The following is a 21,244-nucleotide window of genomic DNA, read 5'->3' as shown; positions in this document are numbered from 1 at the left end:
CATATATGGGTAAACGAATTCCAGTCAGCGGATTATGTGAACTTGTATTAGAAGTGACAGATATGGAAGAAGCCGTTTCGTTTTGGTCTGAGAAATTAGGTCTCCCCGTCGTCGAACAATGGGTCGGAGACGATGCCGAGCCAAGTGAATCGCAAGAACAAGCGAACGAGCCTTGGGCAACGTGGCTCTACATCGGAGGGAATACGCGGCTAGGACTTTGGCTAAAACGTAACTTTACAGAAGAAGAGGATGCGAACCGAAAACAGGACGTGACCGAGTGGGACACGCTCTATGATGAAGGTGGGGTCCACGTCCACTGTGCGTTCTTCGTTCCGATGGAGTCGTTTGAAAAGGCACTCGAGATCCTAGATGAGACCGATGTGCCTGTAAAACTACGGACATGGGACGAGGACGAGACAAAGAATGGGAAAGAACGCTCGGCGTACTTTAAAGACCCGAGCCACAACATCATCGAACTGTATACGAAAAATATGGACGAGGCCTACGGCGACTTCGCCGGGGAACCCGTCAAAATCACGACAAAACAACTTTAATTGCCATCAAAAAAAGTGCCATCGCTCCATTGCGATGGCACTTTCCTATCCAAGAGATCAGTTCCCGAGCAGTGCGTCCATCTTCGCGATGGCATCACGTGCGAGTTCGTGATCCGGTTGCATCTCCAAGACGCGTTGAAGTTCGGCATACGTCCGTTCCTGGTCACCCAAGAACGCATACGCGATTGCCAAGTTGTAACGGGCATCCGTATGGCTCGCATCGAGGTCGAGCGTCTCTTCTAACGCGACGACCGCTTCTTCAAGCTGTTCGCTTTGTGCGAGTGCAAGTCCGTATTGGAACGTGATTTCCACGTCTTCCGGCGATTGTTTCTTCGCTTCACGCAGGCGCGGCATCGCACGAACGAAGTCACCCATCGCTTTGTACGTCAAGCCGAGCATGAAATGAAGATCGGCATCATCCATCCCCGAGAGGAGCGCTTGGCGAAGCGACGCTTCTGCCGTCTCCAATTGCTCGAGTTCATAGGCAAGGGCACCTTTCGCATAATGCGCGGCACCGAACGAGCCATCGAGTTCAATCGCTTTGTCATAAAAGATGACGGCACGATCGTAATCGTTGATCGCCTGAAGCAACGTCCCCATGTTGACGAAACCAGTCGGGTCCGTCGGGTTCGCTTCAATCGCCTCATTGAAATGTTTGGCTGCCTGTTCGAATTCACCTTGTTGCATCGCTTGGATGCCTTGTTCGTTTGCGTTCATATCAATCACCTCATCCGATATAGTCGAGTCGTTTTCCGTTTCGGTACGCTTCGTCAATCGTTGCCCCACCGAGACAGATGTCGCCGTCATAGAAGACGACCGCTTGTCCAGGAGTGATGGCACGTTGTGGCTCGTCGAACTTGACGAGTACTTCGCCGCCCTCAAGTGGAGCGACCGTGACCGGCACGTCTTGTTGACGATAGCGGAACTTCGCCGTCGCCCGGAACTCTCCTGAAGGAGCAGCCCCTGTCCAAGACAGTTTCGAAGCGAGGAGCGCATCTGAATAGAGCGCGTCGTGATGGAAGCCTTGTCCGACGAACAAGACGTTGTTTTCGACATCTTTCCCGACGACGAACCAAGGGTCCCCATCGCCACCGATTCCGAGACCGTGCCGCTGTCCGAGCGTATAATACATCAACCCGTCATGACGTCCTTTGACGACACCGTCGAGCGTCCGCATTTCACCTGGCTGTGACGGAAGGTATTCCGACAAGAACTCCTTGAAGTTCCGCTCTCCGATAAAGCAGATTCCGGTCGAATCTTTCTTCTTCGCTGTCGCGAGCCCTGCTTCTTCAGCAATGACACGCACATCTTTCTTGTCCATATGACCAATCGGGAACATCGTTCGCGCGAGCTGGTCTTGAGACAGTTGGTTCAAGAAATACGTTTGGTCTTTGTTGTCGTCTTTTCCGCGCAACAAGCGGTGTTCGCCGTCGACGTATTCCACTTGTGCATAATGGCCGGTTGCGACAAAGTCCGCACCGAGTCGAAGCGCATGGTCAAGAAACGCCTTGAATTTGATTTCTTTGTTACACATGACGTCCGGGTTCGGTGTACGACCGAGACGATATTCTGCCAAGAAATACTCAAAGACACGGTCCCAATATTCTTTTTCAAAGTTGACCGCATAGTATGGGATCCCGATTTGGTTCGCGACGGCGATGACGTCTTCATAGTCCTCTGTCGCCGTACATACACCATTTTCGTCCGTGTCGTCCCAGTTTTTCATAAAGATTCCGATGACGTTATACCCTTGTTCTTTCAATACATGGGCCGTCACCGATGAATCGACGCCACCTGACATCCCGACGACGACCGTCGTCTCTTCAGGGGCTTTCGTGCGTAAATTCATCTATCTCACTCCGTTCATAAATGTCGAGACGACTTCTTGTAGTCGCTCCGCGAGCCGTTTCGCGTCCTCGACCGAGTTGCCGTGGCCAAAACTGATTCGAACAGACTGACGTGTCCGCTCTGAATCCCCGTACATCGCCGACAATACATGGGACGGTTCGACCGACCCTGCCGTGCAGGCACTTCCGCTTGAAATCGCCATGCCCCGCATATCCATCATGATGAGGAAGGGTTCAAGGTCAATTCCAGGAAGGTATAGGTTCACGATGTGAGGTAAACGATCTGATCCGTTCACCTCATAAGATACGCCTAATTCGTCAAGGCGCTGACGTAGTGCCAAATCGAGCGACTCATAGAGAGCCACTCGGTCCTCACGCTCTGCCATGACGAGTTCAGCTGCTTTTTGGAATCCGACGGCACCCGGAACATTTTCCGTGCCGGCTCGACGTTTACGTTCTTGTTGTCCACCAAAAGAACGTGACGCTAATTTTACACCTGTTTTCATGAAAAGAAAACCGATACCTTTTGGTCCATTCACTTTATGTGCGGACGCCGACAATAAATCGACATGAATCGCCTTTACATCAATCATTTCTGTCCCGAGCGCTTGTACCGCATCGGTATGAAAAATAGCGTGATGGTCTCGTAACAACTCACCGATTTCTTGAATCGGTTGGCGCGTCCCGACTTCGTTATTGCCGTACATGACCGATACGAGAATCGTGTCATCCCGTAAGGCTGAACGCACGGCGTCGACAGTGACGGATCCCGACGCATCGACATCGAGATACGTGACCTCGAAGCCCTCACGCTCGAGCTGTTCCATCGCATGAAGAACGGCATGGTGCTCGACTTTTGTCGTGATGATGTGTTTGCCTTTTTCCTGATGGGCATATGCCGCACCGAACAAGGCATAGTTATCCGACTCCGTCCCACCTGACGTAAAGACGATCTCGTTCGGTGACGCACCGATCCATTTCGCGAGGACGCGACGTGACGAGTCGAGCGCCGCTCGGGCGTTACGCCCAATCCCGTGAATGCTCGACGCATTGCCGTATGTCTCTAAAAAGTAAGGGGTCATCGCCTCGAGGACTTCTGGTCGCATCGGTGTCGTCGCAGCGTGATCAAAATAGTTCATGTAAGGGTCACCTCGTTCTTAAATATAAAACATATAGCCGTCTGACTCTTCCTCGGCAAGATCGGCGAGTGTCGTTTCGTCAAGGACGGTATCGATGGCTTCTTTGATTTTATCCCAAAGTTTCCGTTTCACCGCATCATCTGCTTCAGAATCCTCGACCACGGCTAACGGTCCTTCGAGTAAGCGAATGATTTCACCCGCCGTCACTTCTTCCGCCGGTTTGACGAGTTGATAGCCACCGTACGCGCCGCGTACGCTCTTGACGAGTCCCCCATTACGGAGTGGACCAATCAATTGCTCTAAATAATGCTCCGGCAACTCATGGCGTGCCGCAATCTTCTTTAAGCTGAGCGGTTTGTTGTCAGTTTCTCGCGCCAACGCAATCATGATCGTTAAGCCATAACGGCCTTTTGTAGATATTTTCATCTTCAAGTCTCCTTCTGTTATACTAATCGAACAAACGTTTGTCGAAAGGAATGGTTACGTATGCCTGATTTGTTTCATCAATCGAATGGCGGACCGCTCGCCAATCGCATGCGCCCCGAAACGTTAGATGACGTCATCGGACAGCGCCATATCATCGGTGAGGGCAAGCTACTTCGCCGTGCCATCGAAGCCGACCGACTCGGCACGATTATCCTATACGGTCCACCGGGCACCGGGAAGACGACACTCGCCCGTGTCATTTCGAATTACACGAAAGCGACATTTGTCCAATTGAACGCCGTCACAGCCAAACTTGATGAGTTGCGGAACGTCATTCGTGAAGCGGAGTCCCGGTTTGACTATGAGGACGAGCGCACGATTCTCTTTTTAGATGAGATCCATCGATTCAACAAGCTTCAGCAGGATGCGCTCCTCCCTGCCCTTGAGTCCGGAAAGCTCGTCCTCATCGGAGCGACGACCGAAAATCCAAGCTTTGAAGTGAACGCCGCCCTCTTGTCACGGGCAACCGTATTTCGGCTTGAGCCACCTGGTGCCGAGGAGTTACGGATCGTCCTTGAGCGCGCGCTACACGACTCACGTGGGCTCGGAAATTACCCGGTGAAGATGGATGAAGCTGCCGCTGACCATTATATCAAAATGGCGGATGGTGACTACCGTGTCCTATTGAATGCACTCGAACTCGCCGTCTTGACAACACCAGAAGTGGATGAACAAATTCACATCACGCTCGAGGTCGCGGAAGAATCGATTCAACAAAAGTCGATCAAATACGATAAGACGGGTGACCGACATTACGACGTCATCTCGGCGTTTATCAAATCGATTCGTGGGTCGGACCCCGATGCGGCGCTATACTGGTTAGCCGTCATGATCGAGGCTGGCGAATCGCCGCGCTTCATCATGCGTCGCCTTTACGTCCATGCCGCCGAAGATATCGGAATGAGTGATCCGAACGCACTACTCATCGTGGATGCGGCGGCTCGAGCGAGCGAATACATCGGCTTCCCGGAAGCCCGCATCCCGATTGCAGAAGCCGTTCTCTATTTGGCGACCTCACCAAAATCAAATGCGGTCATCACCGCCATCGATAAGGCACTCCATCACGTCCGGACAGTCGAGGGTGGACCTGTCCCCGTACATCTCCGTGACGCTCATAGTCCAGGAGCTCGCGAACTCGGAAACGGGGTCGGATACAAATACCCACACGATGAAAAAGATGGGTTCGTCCCTCAAAACTACTGGCCAGAAAACTTAGCCCGTAAACGACCAACCTACTATAAACCGACACCACGTGGATTCGAGCAACAGATTCAAAAACGGCTCGATTATTGGGAAAAACGACGCGACTCGAAATGAGCCAGCGTCGTTTTATTTTTGGATGCGGTTGATTTCGACGCCCGCTTTTTCGAGCAAATCGTTAATGACGTAACCGGCAGCCACAAGTCCTGCAACCGATGGGACGAACGCGTTCGAACTCGGTGGCATTTTCGCTTTGCGGATCGGAGCGTCTTTCTTCCCGACGACTTCGTTCACGTCTTCGCGTGTCACGATCGGAGACTCGTCAGAGAAGACGACCGGAACACCTTTGTAGATTTTTTCTTTACGTAGACGGGTACGGACCATCTTCGCGATCGGGTCGTATGACGTGTCTTTAATGTCGACGACTTTGATACGTGTCGGGTCCATCTTGTTTGCCATCCCCATGCTCGAGATGACCGGGATGCCGCGACGCTTACATTCCACGATTAAATGAATCTTATAAATAATCGTATCTGAGGCGTCGATGACGTAATCGATATTTTGAGCGAAGAACTCCTCATATGTCTCTTCTGTATAAAACATTTTCAATTGGACGAGGTCTAAGTCCGGGTTGATGTCGAGTAGACGTTTTCCCATCGCTTCGACTTTCGGTTGACCGACCGTCGACAATAATGCATGGATTTGACGGTTAACGTTCGTGATGTCGATGTCATCTTTGTCGACGAGGACGATGCGCCCGACGCCACTGCGCGCAAGTGCCTCTGCCGCAAACGAGCCGACGCCGCCGATTCCTAAAATCGCGACCGTTTTATTCTTTAGAGCATCAAGGCCTTCAGAGCCGATGGCCAATTCATTTCTTGAAAACTGGTGTAACATATTTCTTCCTCCAACTAATTCTATTTTCTCATACTATTTTACTCGGAATTATAATCAAAAAAAAGACGTCTCGCGACGTATTTACAAAAAAATCGATGGGGCCCGGAGTGCCGTGACGATGCCCTGCTTTTGAACCTGCGTATGCAGGTGGGTGACCTAGCGTTTCCTTCACAAGTCCTCCTGCACGTGATGAGGCAGTTGATCTGGTTAGCAGTTCGGTCTCCCGTATTCAAAGTGTTGGCTCAAAATAACGAAGGCGGCTCTCGTACACCTCAGGTATCCCATCTGTTGATTTAACTATAGCGCTTCTGTAAAAAGAAGTCAATGAGAAACACCGACTTCTCGTGACAGTTTGGTCACAACCATTTGTTACGAAACGCACGATCTGGGTCATACGTGAACTGTTGACGATCGATGTTGAAACGTCGGTCGCGTGAGTCGTTTCCGACACCCGCCTGGTACGCCCAATTCCCCCAATTGCTCGCGACATCGTAATCGATCAGTTTCGATTCAAAGTAGGCAGCCCCGTAGCGCCAATCTTGCTTTAACTCTTTGGCAAAATAATTGGCCACGATTTGTCGTCCCCGATTGGACATCCAACCCGTCGCATTCAATTCGCGCATAAACGCATCAACGAAATCGACGCCCGTCTCTCCCCGTCGCCACTTTTCAATGACATCCGCCTCAACGCGCCAGTCTTTTCGCTTCGACCGGATACCTTGTGACCGAAACAATTTCTTCCCTTGTTCGAGAGCAACCCATTGGAAAAATTCACGCCACAACAGTTCAAAGTAAAGCCAGTAGGTCGATTCGTTCACTCCGTGCGTTCGTTCATGCGCTTCAAGTTCAAAGAATACCCGTCGTGGCGATAATGACCCGTTCGCCAAATACGCAGACAGCTTCGTCGAGTCATCGACTCCAAACCCATTCCTCGTCTCTTTATATGTGCGAATCGGTACGGACAAATAATCATTCAACCGACGCTTCGCAGCCAGTTCGCCACCTTTAAACGGAAATGCTGTCCTCGGGTCTTGCTCGACTTTTTGAACCGGAAACGGGAACGTCACCTCGCGTGTGGCAGCAGTCGCCTTTCGAGAAATCAGTTCACGAGGACGGACATCGTATTCGACCTTTTTTCGGAACTCCGTAAAGAGAAACGGCATTTTCTCAAACGGGATGTCATCCTCTTCCAATAACGTGAATCCACCGAACGCCTCGTACTCCCCTTTCCACTTTTTCATCACCTCTTCTTCACGCCGGCGTTCATTGTACCCGATGGCCCGTTGAAACAAGAGACGGTCGGTCGGGTCGAGCGTTTCGAGCGGATGTCCGACATGGACAAAAAACGGGATCCCGAGCGCATCCAATGAACCGGCCACATCCTCTAACGATTCTTTCAAGAAATGGAGTCGTTCGCTCCCGAGCGGAATGACGCCATAACGATTTTCGACAAGTTGTTTTGGACTGATAAAATAATGACCTTCAATCGGATCATCATGACGCAATGCTTCCTCGAGGGGCAAATGATCATCGACACGTAAATCGTTTTGGTACCAAATGATTGTTTTCATGAATAGACCTCCTCCACTCCTTAGTATGATGGGTTTATATGCAGTCCATATGAATAGAATGTGCTAGAGATATGTTTTTAAAATCAATTTGTGTGGAATATATTGTTCTAGAAGAGAAAGGGGTGCAACATAATGGCTAAGAAAGGCAAAATGGGAACATTAATCAAAATCGCGACGGCGGTCGCACCGTTCGTCTACGATTACTATAAAAAGAACAAAGCAAAGAAATCACCGAAGAAATGAATCTAGCGTCTCAGCTAACAAGCTGAGGCGTTTTTTTCATGTTTTCAAATCGAATGTGCTAAGATAAATCAATCATTTCATGGAAACGAGGCGATGTTCGTGCAAGTCCGATCCATCCACTTTTTACGTATTCTCTTCAAATGGGGTCTTTTCATGACCGGGCTGTTCTTGCTCGCACTCGGGTCATCTATCATGATCACGGCAGATCTCGGTGTCTCTACGTGGGACGTCCTCCATATTGGGATTGCCCACCACCTTCCGATTTCAATCGGAACTGTCATCTTATGCGTGGGACTTCTACTCGTCCTGTTCAAATACATACTCGACCGAATCCGCCCTCAATTCGGCACGCTCGTCAACGCGGTCTTTGTCGGGGTATTTATGAACCTGATCTTGAACGAGCAATGGCTCCCAACATTCGATGGCTTATTTGTAAATGTCGTTTGGCTCACGTTCGGGATATTCGTCATGGGGATGGGAGCCGGTTTGTACGTCGCCGTCGGATATGGAGCTGGTCCACGAGATGGACTAACACTCGCATTAGCAGACCGTTTTCAAACGTCCGTCCGTTCCATGCGGACTTGGATGGAGCTGATCGCTTGTCTCATCGGTTGGGCACTCGGGGGACCGCTTTTCTTCGGTACCGTCCTATCCATCTTCCTCATCGGTCCGTTCTTCCAGTTTTGGTTGGAACGCTTCCGTCTGTTCATCGCCTACGTCGATCGCCTGAAAGTCAAATTTGCATGAAAAAGAGAGGGATCACTCCCCTCTCTTTTTATGTGTTCGGAATCAAGACGATCTTTCCGAACTTACCGGATTGTTTGAAATACGTTTGTGCCTCACGCGCTTCTTCGAGCGGGAACGTCCGATCGATGACCGGTTTTAGCTTCCCTTCTGCAATCGAACGCAACATTTCAGCGAACTCATGACGTGTCCCGAGTACAGACCCGTACATGGCGATATGCTTCAAGTAGAGTGTCCGAAAATCGAGATGGGTCGTCTGTCCACCAGCAGAACCGGATATACAGAACTTCCCGCCCTTCTTCAAGACTTGAAGAGACACATCAAACAAAGCATCCCCAACGACATCAAGCACCGCATCGACCGGACCACCGTTCGCAGCGATGATGTCCTCAGCAAGCGTCTCAGAACGATAAGAAAAGACTTCCGTCGCCCCAAACGCCTTTAACTCTCTCTCATTCTTCAAATCACCGACGATGGCGAACACCTTCGCACCGAACACATTCGCCGCAATTTGAACGTTGAGCGAACCGACGCCACCGCTCGCACCAGTGACGACAATCGTCTCACCGGAACGGATGTGTAACTGTTCATTCATATGCCACGCTGTAAGCCCACTCACGGAAAAGACCGCACTTTCGACGAAATCATCAAGTGGCATATCAAAACAAAGTTCGGCCGGCCAGGCGACATATTCTGCGTAACCTCCGTCATATTCCGACCCAATGAAGGACATATCGTCCGACAAATGTTCTTTTCGTTCAGGACCGCTCGAAGTGAATGGGAACAAGACGACGTGTCGTCCCATCATCCCTTGGTCGACCCCATCCCCGAGCTCGACGATTTCTCCTGTGATATCCGATCCCGGAATACGCGGGAACTGAACGCCTTCCGGACGCCAACCTGACTTCTCACCAGTTCCGTACGCCCCTTCTCGCATCCATATTTCTGTATTGTTAATGGCACAGGCGCGTACCTTGATCAGCACTTCTCCAGTTTTTGGTGTCGGTTTTGGGATATCGACCACTTGGAGTTGATCGACATCTCCGTATCCTACGACTTGTACAGCTTTCATGGTGTATCTTCCTCCTTCTCTTTCGTTCATCCATATGTATTTACCCACGAAGCACCCATATCACGCCAGAAAGGTCACCTTTTAGAGAGGTGACCTTCCGTTTACAGTTGTTGACGTTGTAATAGGTTCGTGAAGACGCCGCCTTTTTGGCTAAGCTCTTCATGCGTTCCATCTTCTACGATTCCTTCCGCCGTCACGACAAGAATGCGATCGGCATTTTTTACTGTCGCTAAACGGTGGGCGATGATGAGCGTCGTTCGATTCGCCGCCAATTCATTGAGTGAATCTTGAATGATGGCCTCCGTTTCCGTGTCGAGCGCCGAGGTCGCCTCGTCCAAAATTAAAATCGGTGGGTTTTTCAAGAACATGCGCGCAATGGCGATGCGTTGTTTCTGACCACCAGAGAGCTTCAGTCCACGTTCCCCGATTTGTGTGTCGAGGCCGTGCTCGAGTTCCTCGACGAGCGTCCCGAGATGCGCTTTCTCGACCGCATGCATGATGTCCGCATCGGTCGCATCGAGCTTCCCGTAAGCGATATTCTCACGTAGCGTTCCGGCAAACAAGAAGACGTCCTGTTGTACGATTCCGATTTGACGACGTAAGCTCTCTTTCGTCATGTCGCGGATATCCATGCCGTCAATCGAGATGGCACCATTCGTCACATCATAAAAGCGCGGGATGAGTGAACAGATGGTCGTTTTACCCGCTCCGCTCGTCCCAACTAATGCGACGGTCGTCCCTGCCTTGATCGACAAGTCAATATCCGTCAACACTTGACGGTAGTCCGAGTAGCCAAACGAGACGTCGTCAAAGACGATATCGCCTTTCAACGTCTCGACTTCAATCGCATTCGCACGATTCTCGATGTCTGGCTCCTCATCGAGCAACTGCGTGAATCGTTTGAACCCGGCCATCCCTTTCGGATACATTTCGAGAAGTGCCGTGATCTTTTCAATTGGCTTGATAAGTAAGTTCATGTACAAGATGAACCCGACGAGCTGTCCGTATGATAACTGACCCTCGTACGTTAAGTACGCCCCGTAGACGAGGACGAGCAACGTCATCAGACGCGTCGTGATGTAAATGCCCGCGAGCGATGTACTCATGACGCGATATGCTTCAATCTTCGAGCCACGATAGAAGTTGTTGTCTTTTTGGAAACGTCCGATCTCGAACGCCTCGTTCGTAAATGACTGGACGACACGTGCCCCAGACACACTGTCCTCGACACGTGCGTTCACTTCCCCGATGTTCGTGTACATCTTTTGCCACGCCTTGTTCATATTCTTATTCGCATACGTGATCATGATGATCAGGAACGGTACCGCGACAACGGTGACGAGTGCGAGTTCTGGGTCGATCGAGAACATGATCCCGAACGCACCGAGTAACGTCATGATGGCGATAAAGAAGTCTTCCGGCCCGTGGTGCGCCACTTCCCCGATGTCGAACAAGTCGTTCGTCACCCGGCTCATCAAATGTCCGGTCTTATGATTATCAAAAAATCGGAACGACTGTTTATGGATATGTGTGAACAACTCTTCCCGCATGTCCGTCTCGATGTTGATCCCGAGCTTATGCCCCCAGTAGTTGACGACATACTGCATCATCATGGCCAATATGTATAAAATCAACAGACCGATGCTGACAATGATAATCCAGTTCCATTCCCCACCCGGCAACAAGTCGTCGATGAACCATTGAACGGCGAGCGGAAACCCGAGTTCAAGCAATCCGACGAGAATCGCGAATGAAAAATCGAGGATGAATAACTTTTTATGTGGTCGATAATAACTAAAAAAACGTGAAATCATTCTCTTTCCCCCTTCTCAACACTCTAAGTGTACGCTTTTTTCCGAAAGGTGGAAAACAGGATGCATCCCTTTTTCATTCTTTTTTCAATCGGCGTATAATGAAAGTAAGGAGTGATACACATGCATGTACACATTACAGAACGTGCGCTCGAACGAATCGAGTCATTGAAAGGCGAACGTGAGGGACAAATGCACCTTTTCTATGAGACGGAAGGTTGCGGCTGTGGGAACAGTGGCATCTTCGAAATTCGATACGTCACGGAGAAGACCCCAGAAGACGTCGAAATCGAATCAAACCTCGGTCCGATCTTAATCAAAAACTGGACGAAAGTATTTTTAGATGAACAGATGAAAATCGACTTCCTTGAAGACCGTCGTACGCTCGTCTTGAAGAGTGATGGACAAGTGTTCAATTCGAATCTTCTCGTCACGGACGGCACGGGTTGTCAATTGAACGTTCCGAGCCGATGAAACAGACACTGAAACAACATCCGAAACTCCTTATTCTCTTTTTTGTGAGTTTCGGGCTCGGGCTGCTTGGGATTTATTTAGCGTTCATCGATTCAGTCTATACGATGTCCGCAGTCATCGCCTCGCTGTTTGCGTTTGGTTTTGCGTTGCAGCGAACAGCAAAGTATATGCAGTACGATGAAGATAAGTCATAAGGAAGGGCGATATACTAATAACGCCCTTCCTTTTTTATATTAAAGTTTAAGGAGGAGTGAGATTGAAAAGATATATGATTCACCATCAACAAGTCGATTTTCGCGTGACTGAATGGGGGAAGCGAGAAAATCCCGTTATTTTTTGTCTACATGGTCTTGGTAGTACCGGATTGAGTTTTATTGAAATCGCTGATGCGCTCAAGAATAACTTTTGTATCCTCGCAATCGATGCACCTGGTCACGGGATGAGCCAAGCCTTTATCGATGATTGTTATTATGACTATCCGCGTTTTTGCAGTTGGTTAAATGGTGTGCTTGATAAACTGAATGTAGATCGATTTTATTTCTTATCACATTCATGGGGGTCGTTTGTCCATTTATATTACCTCATCAATCAAAGTGAGCGCGTTAATGGATCAATATGCATTGATGGTGGGTATCAGAGTAAAAAACTTCGTGGAGACTCACCCGAAAACGAGGCTGCCTTTTACGAGACAGATTTTGAAGATTATTGCGAGTCATGGGAAGAATTTGAGAAGGTAGCTGTTTATAACGGAATCTCAAGACGATCACCACTATTGGACCTTGCCGCTCAAGACCTTGCTCTACATAAAGATAACCGCTACTATTGGCACGCTAGAGGAAAAACTGGTGCCGCCATTGTTAAATCGATGTACCGTGATGAAATCCTAGACTTTTTAAGCGATGTTCAAAAAAGTCCAATCATTTTGTTACGCGCGACTCTGCCTTTAGAGGATGAGCATTTTAAATCCCGTGCCGCTGACATTTTTTCTTCCTTAACAGGTGCAAAAGTGAAGGCAGTGCCAAACGCTACTCATATGTTACATTGGGATCAACCTGAACAAGTCGTCCAAGAAATTAAAGAGAACTGGTTGGTATGAACTTGAGACAAGAAATAAAGAGGAGGCTCGCACTTGCGAATCTCCTCCCTTCATATCATAAAACCGTACTAGCGATTACGGTTATTGTTCTACTTCACATCAATGACGTAGAAACGAACCAATCCCTCACCATCTAATTCAGCATACGCTAATTTGCCATCTTTAAAGACCGGCTTGGATACCGTTCCACCGTCATTCGGTAAATACGAAACGGTCTCTTCTTTTAAATCCGCGATAAGCAATCGATTCATCCCTTCACGGAACAAAATATAATCATCACGCAAATAACGAAACGCATCGAACGTAATGTTTTTCTGCGAACCGTTATACACGTACTTCACAGGCGACGGAGTTGCGGATATAAATTCGACTCTTCCCTCTTTACCAAGAGAGACAAACTTGCTCCCTCGTTCGAAATCAATCAATGCCCCACCTTCTTCATCAAATGAACCATCGGTCGTGACTAATCGGCTCGTCAGATCACCTTCGTTGAAGACACTTTTATGTAGGATTAATCCTTCCTCACCCGAGCGATAATCAAAGATATATTCCCCGTCACGATTTCCCTCTTCTTGGAGCGTGAATTCCTCAATCGTTTGAATCGAATCCGACATCGGCGAGAACTGCATGACCGTTGTCTTCGTATCCGATGCTGACGCCTCATAATCGACCCATGTGACGGTATCATCGGAAGCTGTTACATAAGGAACAGGCGTCTCAAATCGACTAGTCCCTTCCGCTATTTGTTCAGGTTTTTGTTCGTCCAACGACATCGTAAAAATCGACCACTCATATGCATACCCTTCAGCCTGTGCATATTCAACCCAAAACACTTCATCTTGAATCCCGACAAGATTCCCAATCGTTTTTGAGGACGTATGAATAAGATTGTTTGTATTACGTTCCGTATCGTACACATTTATTTGACTGCTGCTTTCTTCAATCAACTCCGTATAGACGATTCGGTTTCCAGTGATGTGCTCTGGTGCGATCATCGGTACTTGATCTGCAAAGAATAGAGATAAGTCATACGATTCCACTTCCCCAATCGATTCGCTCTCTCCCGCACTTTGTAAACGGATGGCTGGTTCCGATGTTCCCTCCGGTTCGGATGTTGCTGGTGCATCCGGTGCCGTTTCTGTCGTCGACTCCGTCTTTTGAACAACCTCTTCCACTTCTGGTGCAGCTTTTGTGTCATCCGTACACCCGGATACCATCGTTGCAACCCCTAGACATACCCCTAATGCCAACGTATTGATTCGCTTCAACGTTTCCCCTACTTTCAAAATACATTTTATTCCATAATCGTATCATAACCTTATACAAAGTTGTCAGAAAAATATAAAAAAGGATTCGTCGAGAACGACGAATCCTGTCTAAAGCGTATTATTTTTTCTCTTTTACTGCCGTACGAATCGACAACTCTTCAAGTTGTGCGTCCGCGACCGGGCTCGGTGCTTGTGTAAGCAAGTCGCTTGCCGACGCCGTTTTCGGGAAGGCAATCGTGTCGCGAAGGTTCGAGCGACCTGCAAGAATCATGACGAGACGGTCGAGACCGAGTGCGATTCCCGCGTGTGGTGGTGTACCGTATTCGAACGCTTCAAGCAAGAAGCCGAACTGTTCAACCGCTTCTTCTTGTGTGAAGCCGAGCAATTTGAACATGCGCTCCTGAATGTCACGCTCGTAAATACGTTGAGAACCACCGCCGAGCTCGTAACCGTTCAAGACGAGGTCATACGCGATGGCGCGTACGCTTGCCGGGTTCGTCTCGAGAAGGTGAAGGTCTTCACGGTTTGGCATCGTGAACGGGTGGTGGTTCGCATAGAAGCGACCATCTTCTTCTTCAAACGTCACGAGTGGGAAGTCTGTCACCCATAGGAAGTTGAATTTCGACTCGTCGATGAGACCGAGGTCGTGTCCGAGTTTGACGCGGAGTGCGCCAAGGCTGTCTGCGACGACAGTTGGTTTCGATGCGACGAAGAGGAGAAGGTCTCCTGCTTCTGCATTCGTCGCTTCGATCAACTTCTGCGCGTACGTTTCGTCGAAGAACTTCGCGATCGGACCGTTCAAGCCTTCTGCTGTCACTTTGAGCCATGCGAGACCTTTCGCACCGTAGACCGCTGTGAACTCTTGAAGCTTGTCGATGTCTTTACGTGAGAAGTTGTCCGCCTCACCTTTGACATTGATTGCTTTGACTTGTCCGTTTGATTCGAGTGCGGCGTCAAATACTTTGAAGCCGGCACCTTTCACCGCGTCAGCCACATCGATGAGTTCGAGGCCAAAACGTGTGTCCGGCTTATCTGAACCGAAACGGCGCATCGCTTCTTCGTGTGTCATACGTTCGAACTTCGCTGGTGTGTCCATACGACCGAGCGTCGATTCCATAACTTGTCCCATCATTGATTCCATCATCGCCATCAAGTCTTCGATGTCCATGAAGCTCGTCTCGATGTCGACTTGCGTGAACTCAGGTTGACGGTCTGCACGAAGGTCTTCGTCACGGAAGCAGCGTGCGATTTGGAAGTAACGGTCAAATCCTGCGACCATGAGCAGCTGTTTGAAGAGCTGTGGTGATTGCGGGAGTGCATAGAACTCTCCACCGTGGACACGGCTCGGTACGAGATAGTCACGTGCGCCTTCAGGTGTCGACTTCGTCAAAATCGGCGTTTCGACTTCGAGGAACTCTTGCTCCGTCAAGAAGTTACGGATCGTGTTCGACGTCTTCGAGCGGAGACGGAACGTCTCTTGAAGCGCTGGACGACGAAGGTCGAGGTAACGGTATTTGAGGCGAAGGTCTTCTGAGACGTTTTCCGCTTCATCACCGATCGGGATTGGTGTCATCTTCGCCGCGTTCAAGATGTTGATCTCAGACGCGATGACTTCGATGTTTCCTGTCGGCATGTTCGGGTTCTTGTTCTCACGCTCGAGAACCGTTCCTTTTACGTCGAGGACATACTCGCTACGAATCGTTTCTGCGAGTTGGTGGACTGCTTCGTTTTCTGGGCGTACGACGACTTGGACGATCCCTGTGCGGTCACGAAGGTCGATGAAGATGAGTCCTCCGAGATCACGGCGTTTTTGTACCCACCCTTTTAATTGTACTTCTTGGCCGATGAGTGACTCTGTCACGCGGCCGTTCATATGTGTGCGTCCGATCATTGTCCTGCTCCTTCCGATAGTTCACGAATTTTGTCTGCGACGGCAGAGAGTGGCACGTCGACTTGTTCACCAGTCGTCATATCTTTCAAGGCGGCTGCCCCACGTTCGACTTCGTCATCCCCTAAGATGACTGTGAACTTGGCTTTCAGGCGGTCCGCCTGTTTGAATTGTCCTTTAAACTTGCGTCCTTGATAATCACGGTCAGCCTTGAACCCTTCCATGCGGAGGAGTTGCAAGAGACGTGTCGCCGTCAATTCGACTTCTTTCTCGCCTTGGGCGACGATAAAGACATCAAGGCCTGTCTCGAGTTCAGGTAAGACTCCTTCATTCTCCAATGCGAGGATGAGGCGTTCCAATCCGATCCCAAACCCGATTCCCGGCATGTCCGGTCCACCGATATCCTGTACGAGACCGTTATAACGTCCGCCGCCACAAAGTGTCGTGATGGCTCCAAATCCTTCTGCCTCGGACATGATTTCAAACGCCGTGTGCGTATAGTAATCGAGTCCACGAACGAGCGTCGGGTCGACTTCATAAGCAACGCCGAGTGCGTCGAGCTGCGCGAGCACTTGGTCGAAATAAGCTTTTGACTCTTCGTTCAAATATTCAAGGATCGACGGTGCCGTCTTCATCGATGGGTGATCGCGGTCAACCTTACAATCCAAGATGCGAAGCGGGTTCTTGTAAAGACGTGACTGGCAGTCTTGGCAAAGTTCGCCTGCCACCGGCTCAAAGTGACGGATGAGCGCATCGCGGTGGGCGTTGCGGCTTTCCGCGTCCCCAAGCGAGTTGACGACAACTTTGATTTTCTGAAGCCCAAACGACTTGTAGATCGAGTAGGCGAGGCTGATGACCTCAGCGTCAACGGCAGGGTCGCTACTGCCGATCGCTTCGACACCGTATTGGTGAAGCTGACGGAAGCGGCCTTTTTGCGGACGCTCATAGCGGAACATCGGTCCCATGTAGTAGAGCTTCGTCGGTTGGTCCGGATTTCCGAACAGCTTGTTCGTCACGAACGCACGGACGACAGACGCCGTCCCTTCTGGGCGAAGCGTGTACTCGTCTTTCCCTTTCTTCACGAGCGTGAACATCTCTTTTTGTACGATGTCCGTCGTTTCCCCGACACTGCGTGTGAACAGGTTCGTTGTTTCAAAGATTGGTGTGCGGATCTCTTTATAGTTGTAACGGGCGCTCATGTCGCGAAGTTTTTCCTCGACATATTGCCACGTCTCGACCGTGCCCGGAAGCAGGTCTTGTGTACCGCGTGGTGCTTTCATCATCACATTTCCCTCCTTAAAAATACAAAAAGACCCTCGTCCGCAAAGGGACGAGAGCCTGTGTAAGTTTCCCGTGGTACCACCCTCGTTGCAGAGCCATTACTTGAAACTCTGCCACTCGAAATCGGTTAACGCCCGATGAGACGGCTCCCCCTACTTGTTTTCAAGGGAGCACCTCCAAAGTGTCGTTCGGGTCATCATCCAGTCGATGCTTTCAGCCAAGGCATCGCTCTCTTTGCTGGTGGGTTGACCGTACTCTTCTTTATCATAGGTGTTTGACTATATGCTTCATGATGCCGAATCAAGCCGGCATCTGTCAAGCGTTTTTTTCGAGCATGAGTGTGACCGGTCCGTCATTGACGAGTGCGACGTCCATAATCGCACCGAAGCGTCCCGTCTCGACGACGAGCCCGTTCGATCGGAGTCGCTCATTGAATTTTTCATAGAGCGTCTCGGCCATGTCCGGTTTTGCGGCCTTTGTGAAAGCAGGTCGCCGTCCTTTCATCGTATCTCCATACAATGTGAATTGTGAGACCGACAAGATTTGACCGGACACATCTTGAATCGATAAGTTCATCTTTTCTTGATCGTCCTCGAAGACGCGGAGCCCGGTCACCTTGTCGGCGAGCCAGTTCACTTCCTCTTCTGTATCTTCATGTGTCACACCGACGAGAAGCAAGTACCCGGCGTTGATTGCCCCGACGACTTCTTCCTCGACTGTGACCGATGCTTCTTTCACTCGTTGCAATAATACACGCACGTTCCTCTTCCTTTCGTCACGTCATCATGACTCGGCTGACCGAATACACGTCTGAGATTTGTTTGATGCGCTCGACGACTTTCTGCAAGTGATTCACGTTCGGAATCGAAATCGTCATCGAGATGCGGGCTTGTTTGTTTTGGTCGCCCCGACCACTGACGGCCACGATATTCGTATTCGTTGCCGATACCGCCTGAAGGACATCGTTCAAGAGGCCTGAACGATCATATCCCGTGATTTCGATATCAACGTTATAGTTCTTCTCTTTCGCCTGTCCAACTTCCCATTCGACGTCAAGAAGACGCTCCGGATGTTGTTCGTTGACGATGTTCAAGCAGTCTTTCCGGTGAATCGAGACACCGCGTCCACGGGTGATGTATCCGACGATTTCATCTCCTGGGACCGGGTTACAGCAACGACTCATGCGAACGAGCATGTTGTCGATTCCTTTGACTGTCACGCCCGCTTCCGTCGTTTTCTTCTTCGGCGCCTGACTGACTTTCAATTCACTAATCGCTTCAGAGAGTTCGAGCTTCGGTTCTTTCCGCTGCTTCTCCGTCAATTTATGTGCGACTTGAGCGGCCGTGATGCCTTGATAGCCGACAGCAGCATACATCTCTTCCTCGTTTCCGAAGTTGAACTTCTCGACGACGATACTGAGTGCCGGCTCATCGATCACTTCTTTCGGTTCAAAACCAAGTTTTTTGATTTCTGCCTCGACGAGATCTTTCCCTTTCTCGACGTTCTCTTCACGCTGTTGACGTTTGAACCATTGACGAATCTTGTTCTTCGCCTGACTCGAAACCGCGAGTTTCAACCAGTCTTTACTCGGTCCATAACTGTGCTTCGACGTGATTATTTCAATGATGTCACCCGTCTCAAGTTTATAGTCAAGCGGCACCATCCGTCCGTTCACTTTTGCACCGGTCATGCGATGGCCGATCTCCGTATGAATCCGGTAGGCGTAGTCGATCGGGACAGAGCCTTTCGGCAATTCGAATACGTCCCCTTTTGGTGTGAAGACGTAGAGCATATCGCTAAAGAAATCGACTTTGAGCGACTCCATGAATTCTTCGGCATCGGTCGTATCTTTTTGCAATTCAAGAATCTCACGAAGGTGCGCAATCTTCTCGTCGAACCCGTTCGTCGAGACGTTTTTGCCTTCTTTATACGCCCAGTGTGCCGCGATTCCGAATTCGGCGATGAAATGCATGTCTTTCGTCCGAATCTGGACTTCGAGCGGTTCACCTTTCGGCCCGATCACGGTCGTATGGAGCGACTGGTACATGTTCGGCTTCGGCATGGCGATATAATCTTTGAAGCGTCCTGGCATCGGCTTATATTGCGTGTGGATGATCCCAAGTACCGCATAACAATCGCGAATCGAGTCGACGATAATGCGGACCGCCATCAAATCATAAATTTCATTGAATTCTTTTTTATGCTTCACCATCTTATTGTAGATGGAATAGATATGTTTCGGTCGGCCGTTTACATCGGCATCGATATGCACTTCTTCAAGAACTCCGTTCACTTCCGTGATGACAGAAGTGACGAGTGCTTCTCGTTCCGTCCGTTTTTGTTTCATCATCGAGACGATTTTATAGTATTGTTGCGGGTTGATATAACGTAACGAAATATCCTCTAGCTCCCACTTAATCGTCGAGATCCCCATCCGGTGTGCGAGCGGGGCAAAAATCTCTAGCGTCTCTTCGGCCTTTTGGACTTGCTTTTCTTTCGGCATATGCTGAAGTGTCCGCATGTTGTGAAGACGGTCCGCGAGTTTGATCAAGATGACGCGCACGTCTTCCGCCATCGCGATAATCATTTTCCGATGGTTCTCGGCGAGTTCTTCTTTTTTCGACTTGTATTTAATCTTACCAAGTTTCGTGACGCCATCGACGAGCATGGCCACGTCCGGACCAAAGTCGTCCGTCAATTGCTGTAACGAAATGTCCGTATCTTCGACAACATCATGTAAAAGCGCTCCGATAATCGTCGTGGCATCTAAGCCGATATCAACGAGAATACCGGCCACTTGGACCGGATGGAGGATATAGGGCTCGCCCGAACGTCGGAACTGACCGGTATGATGAAGTTTTGCGTATTCGTAAGCGCGTTTCACTTCGGCTATATCGTCGTCACCCATATACTCCCCGAGCGCGTCGAGAAGATCCTCAATACTTACGATTTGTTTTTTGGTCATAACATTCGACACCCTTTTTCTTACCGCTCCTATCGACTCAGATTCGTCGCAGCATGGTAGTAGTTTATATACAAGATTCTCTAATTTTTATAACCATTATCGAAAAAATCTGACGACCTGTCAAAGGTTGTAGGTTATTTTCCTCAAAAACTATTCAAAAACGGGAAGCATATGCTTCCCGTTTAAACATTAGTCTTCGTATCGGATGAGTGAGAAGACGTCATATCCTTCAAGACGCTCACGTCCACCGAGTCCGTCGAGTTCAATCAAGAACCCGATTCCTGCCACAACTCCACCGAGTTGTTCAATCATTTTGATTGTCGCTTCAATTGTACCACCTGTTGCGAGCAAGTCGTCGAGGATGACTACTTGTTGTCCAGGTTGGATTGAATCTTTGTGCATCGTTAAGATGTCTGTTCCGTACTCGAGACCGTATGATACACGTACAGTCTCACGTGGTAACTTTCCTTCTTTACGTACAGGTACGAACCCGAGTTCAAGTGCATAAGCTGCCGGGCAACCGACGACAAATCCGCGCGCTTCCGGTCCAGCAATCAACTCTGCTCCACGTTCACGTGCATAAGCGACGAGCTCATCTACCGATTTCTTATAGACTTCGCCATTTTGCATGAGTGACGTGATGTCTTTGAAGCTGATTCCTTCCTTCGGGTAATCCGCTACTTCTTTAATATGATGTTTGAAATCCAT

At 49.6% G+C, this 21,244-nt stretch carries 20 protein-coding genes, 1 other RNA gene and 1 other annotated feature; of the genes, 6 read left to right on the top strand and 15 right to left on the bottom strand.

Annotation, left to right across the window (positions count from 1 at the left end):
- Window positions 1-5: 5 nt before the first annotated feature.
- Window positions 6-554 carry a VOC family protein gene (locus LCM29_RS01495; RefSeq protein ID WP_224860500.1) on the top strand — a complete coding sequence of 183 codons (549 nt, stop codon included), beginning with the start codon at window positions 6-8 and terminating at the stop codon, window positions 552-554.
- A 57-nt stretch (window positions 555-611) separates the two neighbouring features.
- On the opposite strand, the gene LCM29_RS01490 is transcribed toward LCM29_RS01495, so the two are convergent.
- From LCM29_RS01490 to cymR, 4 genes are read right to left on the bottom strand one after another with little or no spacing between them, the layout of a single operon-like run.
- Entirely contained in the window at window positions 612-1,271 is a 660-nt protein-coding gene (locus LCM29_RS01490; RefSeq protein ID WP_214760583.1) for a tetratricopeptide repeat protein, read from the bottom strand.
- 10 nt (window positions 1,272-1,281) lie between these two features.
- Complete coding sequence (gene mnmA / locus LCM29_RS01485) at window positions 1,282-2,403, bottom strand: tRNA 2-thiouridine(34) synthase MnmA (protein ID WP_214785248.1); 1,122 nt, start codon at window positions 2,401-2,403, stop codon at window positions 1,282-1,284.
- Window positions 2,404-3,540 (bottom strand): cysteine desulfurase family protein, encoded by a 1,137-nt coding sequence (locus tag LCM29_RS01480; protein WP_224860499.1) that lies wholly within the window; start codon window positions 3,538-3,540, stop codon window positions 2,404-2,406.
- Between the two features lie 18 nt (window positions 3,541-3,558).
- Window positions 3,559-3,966 (bottom strand): cysteine metabolism transcriptional regulator CymR, encoded by a 408-nt coding sequence (gene cymR, locus LCM29_RS01475; RefSeq protein ID WP_026826435.1) that lies wholly within the window; start codon window positions 3,964-3,966, stop codon window positions 3,559-3,561.
- A gap of 60 nt (window positions 3,967-4,026) precedes the next feature.
- Here cymR and LCM29_RS01470 point away from each other — a divergent pair, with 60 nt between their 5' ends.
- A complete protein-coding gene (locus LCM29_RS01470) occupies window positions 4,027-5,343 on the top strand; it encodes a replication-associated recombination protein A (protein ID WP_224860497.1) in 1,317 nt (438 codons plus the stop codon).
- Window positions 5,344-5,355: 12 nt separating this feature from the next.
- Here the strand turns inward: LCM29_RS01470 and LCM29_RS01465 are convergent, their stop codons facing one another.
- From LCM29_RS01465 to LCM29_RS01455, 3 genes are all read right to left on the bottom strand, one after another.
- Window positions 5,356-6,123 carry a ThiF family adenylyltransferase gene (locus LCM29_RS01465; protein WP_214819470.1) on the bottom strand — a complete coding sequence of 256 codons (768 nt, stop codon included), beginning with the start codon at window positions 6,121-6,123 and terminating at the stop codon, window positions 5,356-5,358.
- A gap of 95 nt (window positions 6,124-6,218) precedes the next feature.
- A non-coding RNA gene (gene ssrS / locus LCM29_RS01460) (6S RNA) lies at window positions 6,219-6,405 on the bottom strand.
- Between the two features lie 74 nt (window positions 6,406-6,479).
- A complete protein-coding gene (locus tag LCM29_RS01455) occupies window positions 6,480-7,694 on the bottom strand; it encodes a DASH family cryptochrome (RefSeq protein ID WP_224860495.1) in 1,215 nt (404 codons plus the stop codon).
- A 336-nt stretch (window positions 7,695-8,030) separates the two neighbouring features.
- Between LCM29_RS01455 and LCM29_RS01450 the strand changes: the two genes are divergently transcribed.
- Window positions 8,031-8,684, top strand: a complete 654-nt coding sequence (locus LCM29_RS01450) for a YczE/YyaS/YitT family protein (RefSeq protein ID WP_224860493.1) — start codon at window positions 8,031-8,033, stop codon at window positions 8,682-8,684.
- Between the two features lie 28 nt (window positions 8,685-8,712).
- Here LCM29_RS01450 and LCM29_RS01445 read toward each other — a convergent pair whose 3' ends face one another.
- On the bottom strand, window positions 8,713-9,753 hold the full coding sequence (locus LCM29_RS01445) for an alcohol dehydrogenase family protein (protein ID WP_224860491.1): 1,041 nt from the start codon (window positions 9,751-9,753) through the stop codon (window positions 8,713-8,715).
- Window positions 9,754-9,854: 101 nt separating this feature from the next.
- Window positions 9,855-11,567: an ABC transporter ATP-binding protein gene (locus tag LCM29_RS01440; protein ID WP_214875321.1), complete on the bottom strand. Its 1,713-nt coding sequence runs from the start codon at window positions 11,565-11,567 to the stop codon at window positions 9,855-9,857.
- 120 nt (window positions 11,568-11,687) lie between these two features.
- Here LCM29_RS01440 and LCM29_RS01435 point away from each other — a divergent pair, with 120 nt between their 5' ends.
- The 3 genes from LCM29_RS01435 (at window position 11,688) to LCM29_RS01425 (ending at window position 13,134) form a co-directional block, all read left to right on the top strand.
- Window positions 11,688-12,038: an iron-sulfur cluster biosynthesis family protein gene (locus tag LCM29_RS01435; protein ID WP_214748512.1), complete on the top strand. Its 351-nt coding sequence runs from the start codon at window positions 11,688-11,690 to the stop codon at window positions 12,036-12,038.
- A complete protein-coding gene (locus LCM29_RS01430; RefSeq protein ID WP_224860489.1) occupies window positions 12,011-12,232 on the top strand; it encodes a hypothetical protein in 222 nt (73 codons plus the stop codon). The genes LCM29_RS01435 and LCM29_RS01430 overlap by 28 nt, the downstream gene beginning before the upstream one ends.
- Window positions 12,233-12,294: 62 nt before the next feature.
- The gene (locus LCM29_RS01425; RefSeq protein WP_224860487.1) at window positions 12,295-13,134 is read left to right on the top strand and encodes an alpha/beta fold hydrolase; all 840 of its coding nucleotides are present in this window, start codon (window positions 12,295-12,297) and stop codon (window positions 13,132-13,134) included.
- A gap of 89 nt (window positions 13,135-13,223) precedes the next feature.
- On the opposite strand, the gene LCM29_RS01420 is transcribed toward LCM29_RS01425, so the two are convergent.
- The 6 genes from LCM29_RS01420 to LCM29_RS01395 form a co-directional block, all read right to left on the bottom strand.
- Entirely contained in the window at window positions 13,224-14,351 is a 1,128-nt protein-coding gene (locus LCM29_RS01420; RefSeq protein WP_224860485.1) for a hypothetical protein, read from the bottom strand.
- A gap of 169 nt (window positions 14,352-14,520) precedes the next feature.
- Complete coding sequence (aspS, locus tag LCM29_RS01415; protein ID WP_224860483.1) at window positions 14,521-16,293, bottom strand: aspartate--tRNA ligase; 1,773 nt, start codon at window positions 16,291-16,293, stop codon at window positions 14,521-14,523.
- Window positions 16,290-17,570 carry a histidine--tRNA ligase gene (gene hisS / locus LCM29_RS01410; RefSeq protein WP_214794588.1) on the bottom strand — a complete coding sequence of 427 codons (1,281 nt, stop codon included), beginning with the start codon at window positions 17,568-17,570 and terminating at the stop codon, window positions 16,290-16,292. Before hisS ends, aspS begins: the two co-directional genes overlap by 4 nt.
- A gap of 43 nt (window positions 17,571-17,613) precedes the next feature.
- Window positions 17,614-17,848, bottom strand: a binding site (T-box leader).
- A 38-nt stretch (window positions 17,849-17,886) separates the two neighbouring features.
- Window positions 17,887-18,330 carry a D-aminoacyl-tRNA deacylase gene (gene dtd / locus LCM29_RS01405; RefSeq protein WP_224860480.1) on the bottom strand — a complete coding sequence of 148 codons (444 nt, stop codon included), beginning with the start codon at window positions 18,328-18,330 and terminating at the stop codon, window positions 17,887-17,889.
- A 16-nt stretch (window positions 18,331-18,346) separates the two neighbouring features.
- Complete coding sequence (locus LCM29_RS01400; RefSeq protein ID WP_074035181.1) at window positions 18,347-20,536, bottom strand: RelA/SpoT family protein; 2,190 nt, start codon at window positions 20,534-20,536, stop codon at window positions 18,347-18,349.
- A 189-nt stretch (window positions 20,537-20,725) separates the two neighbouring features.
- Window positions 20,726-21,244, bottom strand: coding sequence for an adenine phosphoribosyltransferase (locus LCM29_RS01395; protein ID WP_074035183.1), 519 nt, complete (start codon window positions 21,242-21,244; stop codon window positions 20,726-20,728).

The organism is Exiguobacterium aestuarii, from assembly GCF_020171655.1.
GTDB classification, from domain to species: domain Bacteria; phylum Bacillota; class Bacilli; order Exiguobacteriales; family Exiguobacteriaceae; genus Exiguobacterium; species Exiguobacterium aestuarii_A.
The sequence above is the reverse complement of the archived record's forward strand: the minus strand, read 5'-3'. Positions and strand labels throughout refer to the sequence as shown.

Bases quoted from the DNA above. Each gene is read 5' to 3' on its own strand.
- LCM29_RS01470 (WP_224860497.1), top strand. From the start codon at position 4,027: ATGCCTGATTTGTTTCATCAATCGAATGGCGGACCGCTCGCCAATCGC.
- LCM29_RS01445 (WP_224860491.1), bottom strand. From the start codon at position 9,753: ATGAAAGCTGTACAAGTCGTAGGATACGGAGATGTCGATCAACTCCAA.
- LCM29_RS01495 (WP_224860500.1), top strand. From the start codon at position 6: ATGGGTAAACGAATTCCAGTCAGCGGATTATGTGAACTTGTATTAGAA.
- LCM29_RS01435 (WP_214748512.1), top strand. From the start codon at position 11,688: ATGCATGTACACATTACAGAACGTGCGCTCGAACGAATCGAGTCATTG.
- mnmA (WP_214785248.1), bottom strand. From the start codon at position 2,403: ATGAATTTACGCACGAAAGCCCCTGAAGAGACGACGGTCGTCGTCGGG.
- LCM29_RS01480 (WP_224860499.1), bottom strand. From the start codon at position 3,540: ATGAACTATTTTGATCACGCTGCGACGACACCGATGCGACCAGAAGTC.
- aspS (WP_224860483.1), bottom strand. From the start codon at position 16,293: ATGATCGGACGCACACATATGAACGGCCGCGTGACAGAGTCACTCATC.
- LCM29_RS01420 (WP_224860485.1), bottom strand. From the start codon at position 14,351: ATGGTATCCGGGTGTACGGATGACACAAAAGCTGCACCAGAAGTGGAA.
- LCM29_RS01440 (WP_214875321.1), bottom strand. From the start codon at position 11,567: ATGATTTCACGTTTTTTTAGTTATTATCGACCACATAAAAAGTTATTC.
- LCM29_RS01455 (WP_224860495.1), bottom strand. From the start codon at position 7,694: ATGAAAACAATCATTTGGTACCAAAACGATTTACGTGTCGATGATCAT.
- cymR (WP_026826435.1), bottom strand. From the start codon at position 3,966: ATGAAAATATCTACAAAAGGCCGTTATGGCTTAACGATCATGATTGCG.
- LCM29_RS01465 (WP_214819470.1), bottom strand. From the start codon at position 6,123: ATGTTACACCAGTTTTCAAGAAATGAATTGGCCATCGGCTCTGAAGGC.
- LCM29_RS01490 (WP_214760583.1), bottom strand. From the start codon at position 1,271: ATGAACGCAAACGAACAAGGCATCCAAGCGATGCAACAAGGTGAATTC.
- LCM29_RS01450 (WP_224860493.1), top strand. From the start codon at position 8,031: ATGTTCGTGCAAGTCCGATCCATCCACTTTTTACGTATTCTCTTCAAA.
- hisS (WP_214794588.1), bottom strand. From the start codon at position 17,570: ATGAAAGCACCACGCGGTACACAAGACCTGCTTCCGGGCACGGTCGAG.
- LCM29_RS01400 (WP_074035181.1), bottom strand. From the start codon at position 20,536: ATGACCAAAAAACAAATCGTAAGTATTGAGGATCTTCTCGACGCGCTC.
- LCM29_RS01395 (WP_074035183.1), bottom strand. From the start codon at position 21,244: ATGGATTTCAAACATCATATTAAAGAAGTAGCGGATTACCCGAAGGAA.